3 protein-coding genes are annotated in these 4471 nt (G+C 36.8%); 1 reads left to right on the top strand and 2 read right to left on the bottom strand.

Annotation, left to right across the window (positions count from 1 at the left end; translation table 11 throughout):
* Nucleotides 1-569 precede the first annotated feature (569 nt).
* Entirely contained in the window at nt 570-2921 is a 2352-nt protein-coding gene (locus QZ562_RS19815; protein WP_293764143.1) for a DNA polymerase II, read from the top strand.
* A 303-nt stretch (nt 2922-3224) separates the two neighbouring features.
* Here the strand turns inward: QZ562_RS19815 and QZ562_RS19820 are convergent, their stop codons facing one another.
* On the bottom strand, nt 3225-3833 hold the full coding sequence (locus tag QZ562_RS19820; RefSeq protein WP_293764147.1) for a thiol:disulfide interchange protein DsbA/DsbL: 609 nt from the start codon (nt 3831-3833) through the stop codon (nt 3225-3227).
* A 116-nt stretch (nt 3834-3949) separates the two neighbouring features.
* Nucleotides 3950-4471: thiol:disulfide interchange protein DsbA/DsbL (locus QZ562_RS19825; RefSeq protein ID WP_293764150.1), on the bottom strand; the 522-nt coding region annotated here is incomplete at its 5' end.

The raw sequence follows: 4471 nt of genomic DNA on the forward strand, positions 1-4471 counted from the left end.
AAGATGAACTATGTAAAAAATGAAACCCGTTCAATCGGATTATAATTTCAAACTTAAAGATTATTACACCGATGTATCTTGTGGTGGTAAATGTCTTATTCGCCCTGCTGCACTTATCAACAGAATTTGAGCCGCTTTGATTGAAGCGTTGTTTTAATTTTTTTCTTACCTTTAGAAGGGCTTTTTTGAGGTTGTTTTTTGATGAGTTTTAGTGGTAGCTTTTTGTCGAATAAGCCATCGTCTAAATCGATCAGAACCATCCAATGATGTAAATTTCTAGGTTTTAATTTGTCTGTGAAAAAGTTAAGACAATAAATTTCTAAACAAGCACTTAATTTGATGAAGCTAACACACAGAAATAGCTCGTTTAAATTATCTTAGTTAGGATGATTTAATTCGTAAAATTAGTGAGAAATGTATCCCGTGCTTTATTGTTAAATTCTATTTTAAGCTTCAGGCTTAGGTGTATGATACTCCTGAATATCTATTTTAAAGAAGCCTATTCTAACTTGCTATCTGTCTCAATTACCCTTACCTTGCCGTCATATTAATTTACAGAACTACTATTTATGCAAGTCTCTTTAGAGGGATTTATACTTACTGCTCGCCACACAGAACGACAAGGAAAAACCTATGTTGAGTGCTGGTTCGTCACTGAAAATAGCGTAGTAAAGGGTGTCTCGCCAGCGCAACAAGGTCTTTTTTTTATTAAGCAAAAAGATCAAGCACAAGCAACGACGCTGCTTAAAAAAAATGCGATTGAGAATAGTTACAAACCTTTAGCTTTAAAAACGTTTGATCATCAAGCAGTAGGCGGAGTTTACTTTGATAAGAACAACTCACTATATAAAGCAAAAATACTTTTAAGGCAGCACAACATTGATTGTTTCGAAGATGATATACGTTTAACTGAGCGTTATTTAATGGAACGTTTTGTTTATGGCAGTGCCACTTTTTCTGGTGTAAAGCTGTCTCAAACTTCTAATGTAGTGACTGCTCTTCAATGTAAGCCTAGCCAATTTGTACCGAATTTTGCTCTGTTATCTATTGATATTGAATGTAGTGAACGAGGTGAGTTATTTTCTATCGGCTTAGTCAGCGATACCTATAAGTGTGTATTAATGATAGGAATGCCACAATTATCTGATGATTGGATCCATTGGTTAGATAATGAAAAAGCCTTGTTACAGCAGTTTGTCATTCAGGTAAGCCAAATCGACCCAGACATTATTATTGGATGGAACGTGGTTAATTTTGATTTTCGTTTATTGATAAAACGTGCTGCATTGCACAATGTTGAATTATCTTTGGGGCGGGATAATCAACCTATATTGTGGCGAGATGCTAGAAATGAAGTTAATCTTGGTTTTGTTTCTATGCCAGGTAGGGTGGTCGTTGATGGTATTGATGCACTCAAAACGGCCGCCTATCAGTTTGATAATTTCAGCTTAGAAAATGTTGCGCAAACTCTATTAGGAAAAGGTAAAAAAACAGGAGATGTAGATGAACGACTTACCCAGATTGAATACGATTTCAAACACAATAAGGTCAAACTAGCCGAATATAATCTGCAAGATTGTCAATTAGTTTTAGACGTGTTTAAACATACAAAAGTGATGGACTTTTTAACGTTACGTAGCCAGCTAACTGGGCTTGAGTTAGATCGAATGGGCGGCTCGGTGGCTGCTTTTATCAATTTGTATTTACCTAAACTTCATCGAGCCGGCTACATAGCCCCTAATCGCCCAAAGGATGGAGGTTTAGCAAGTCCTGGTGGTTATGTGATGAGTTCTAAACCGGGCTTATATAAGCATGTATTGGTACTCGATTTTAAGAGTCTATATCCATCCATTATGCGTACTTTCAAAATTGACCCACTCGGGTTGGTGGAGGGATTATTATCCCCAGAACAGGCTATTGATGGTTATCGTGGAGCTAAATTTAGTCGTGATAAACATTTTTTGCCAGACATTATTACATCACTCTGGCAGCAGCGCGACGAGGCTAAGAAAAACCGAGATGCGGCTCGGAGTCAGGCGATAAAAATTCTGATGAACTCGTTTTATGGAGTGTTAGGATCAGGGGGGTGTCCGTTTTACGATACTCGTTTAGCTAGCTCAATTACTTTGCGTGGGCATGACATTATGCTCACTACGGCTAAGTGGATCGAACAAGCTGGTTATCAAGTTATTTATGGTGACACTGACTCAACATTTGTGTGGTTAGACGGCGAGTATTCAAATCAACAAGCTACTCAAATTGGTCAATCTCTTGCCATCGAAATTAATCTAAAATGGCAACAGAACATTCAACAAAACCATCAACTTGATTGCGATTTAGAAATCGAATTTGAAACACATTATAGTCAGTTTTTAATGCCAACTATTCGAGGCTCAGAATTAGGCAGTAAAAAACGTTATGCAGGATTAAAAACAACAAGACATGGTGATGAGCTGGTATTCAAAGGTTTGGAAACTGTGCGTTCAGATTGGACACAACTGGCCAAAAATTTTCAACTTACTTTATATAAAATGGTTTTTTCGGGACAAAAGGTTCATGATTATTTACTACAGATCATAGAAGATACACGCACAGGTAAGTACGACGAACAGCTGGTTTATCATAAACGTATTCGGCGCAAATTAGATCTTTATGTCAAAAACGTACCACCGCATGTCAAAGCAGCAAGGCTGGCCGATCAGCAAAATAAAATATCAGGCAAAACACTCAGGTACCAGCATAAAAGTTGGATATCTTATGTGATCACCATTAATGGTCCTGAGCCAATAGAGTACACAACCAGTCAAATAGATTATGAACACTATGTTGATAAACAAATCAAACCCATCGCCGAGGGAATTTTGCCATTTATAGGTTTATCTTTTGAAGACATGACCAGCCAACAAATGGGATTATTTTAGAAAAGTAATCGTAGGCTGTGAGCTGATGGCTTATAGCAGCCATAGAAGCGTTATTTATTTTTCAAATAACTTATGACTTGAGTCCTTGTCTTAACAACATAAGCTCATATCGTATCTAAAAAGGCGTGGCTGTAAAGACAAGAGCAAAAAGATTTTGAACCAAAAGGATTTGAACCAAAAGTAAAAGGTGAATAACAGTCACTTAGCAACGTATGACACGCAAGGAGGTGAGAAAATATCCTTGTGTGTGGTGAACCGCTTTCGTCTTTTAGCTAGCAGCTAGCTGCTAGCTAAAAGTTGTCGTTATTTTTGCTTAACTAACCAGCTGATGAGTTCAACAGACTGCTCTGGAGTCATATCGCGAGTAAATATAGCTTGATATTTTTCGTTGATAATTACGGTAGGTACACTTCTGACGGTCTGCGCAATTTTGTCGTTTTTGGCAACTTGACTACGAATACCAAAACTAGTCATCATTTTCTCTAATTTAGCTACATCTGCCCCTGTGCTGGCATAAACGGCCAAAATATCAGCTTTGTTGGTGATCCTTGTTCTTTTTTGATGAATGGTAGCGAATAAAGCCTTTTTGAATGCTAAATCAGTTTTTAATGCTTCAGCTGACAACATCACTGCTGTTGCATTATTTTGAGTGTCTTTAGAGGTGCTACCATTAAAATTAACATGCACTTTTTCAAAGGGTACATTTGAGGGTAAGGCGCGCTTAATCTGCGGGACTATAGTTTCAAATGCATTACATGCAGGACACCAGAAAGAAAACACTTCTTGTACTTTAGGTTTAGCGCTTGCTTGTTCGGCAATCACTTTATAATGTATGTTTTCTTGCCACTTTGATTGTGCCAAGGTATGAAATGAAGTTAAAAGTAAAAATACGATTAAAAATGACTTGCGCATAACAAATTCTCTTGTGGTTATTGATGGTTTTAGAACATAAATATGAAAAAGCCAGTTAATTAATAACTGGCTAAGACCTTAGGATAATACTATCAAGCTTAACGAAGCCTGAAAATCTATTTCTTATTGGATAAAAATATTATCAGATCAACCATTTCATCCTGGTTCATATCACGCGTAAAAGTAGCCTGATATTTACCGTTAACGATGAAATTTGGAACACTCGTGACATATTTACGATAAGTTTCGATTGTTTTATTGTTCATCTGTAGCTGACTGTTGACACCGAAACTGGATATCATTTTGTCAAACTCTTCAGGTTCAACACCATTGACTACAAAGATATTCTTTAAATCTTTAACGCCTGTTATTAATGAACGAGATATGTGTATATACCTAAATATTGCTTGATTAAGTTCATCGCCTTTTTTTAATTCTCTGGCTACCATCATCGCTTTAGTTGCCTCGTTTTGGATAGCTGCACTGGTAAAGCCCATAAAGTTAACGTGCACTTTTTTGAATTCAACATCGTCAGCAAGTTTACTTTTAATATCTGTGACTAAAGGTTCAGACTTAAAACAGTGCGGGCACCAAAATGAAAAGAATTCCAATACTTCCTTTTTTTCAGTAGCTTGTTC

Source organism: uncultured Paraglaciecola sp. (assembly GCF_913058035.1).
Lineage (GTDB): Bacteria > Pseudomonadota > Gammaproteobacteria > Enterobacterales > Alteromonadaceae > Paraglaciecola.

Bases quoted from the DNA above. Each gene is read 5' to 3' on its own strand.
- QZ562_RS19815 (WP_293764143.1), top strand. From the start codon at position 570: ATGCAAGTCTCTTTAGAGGGATTTATACTTACTGCTCGCCACACAGAA.
- QZ562_RS19820 (WP_293764147.1), bottom strand. From the start codon at position 3,833: ATGCGCAAGTCATTTTTAATCGTATTTTTACTTTTAACTTCATTTCAT.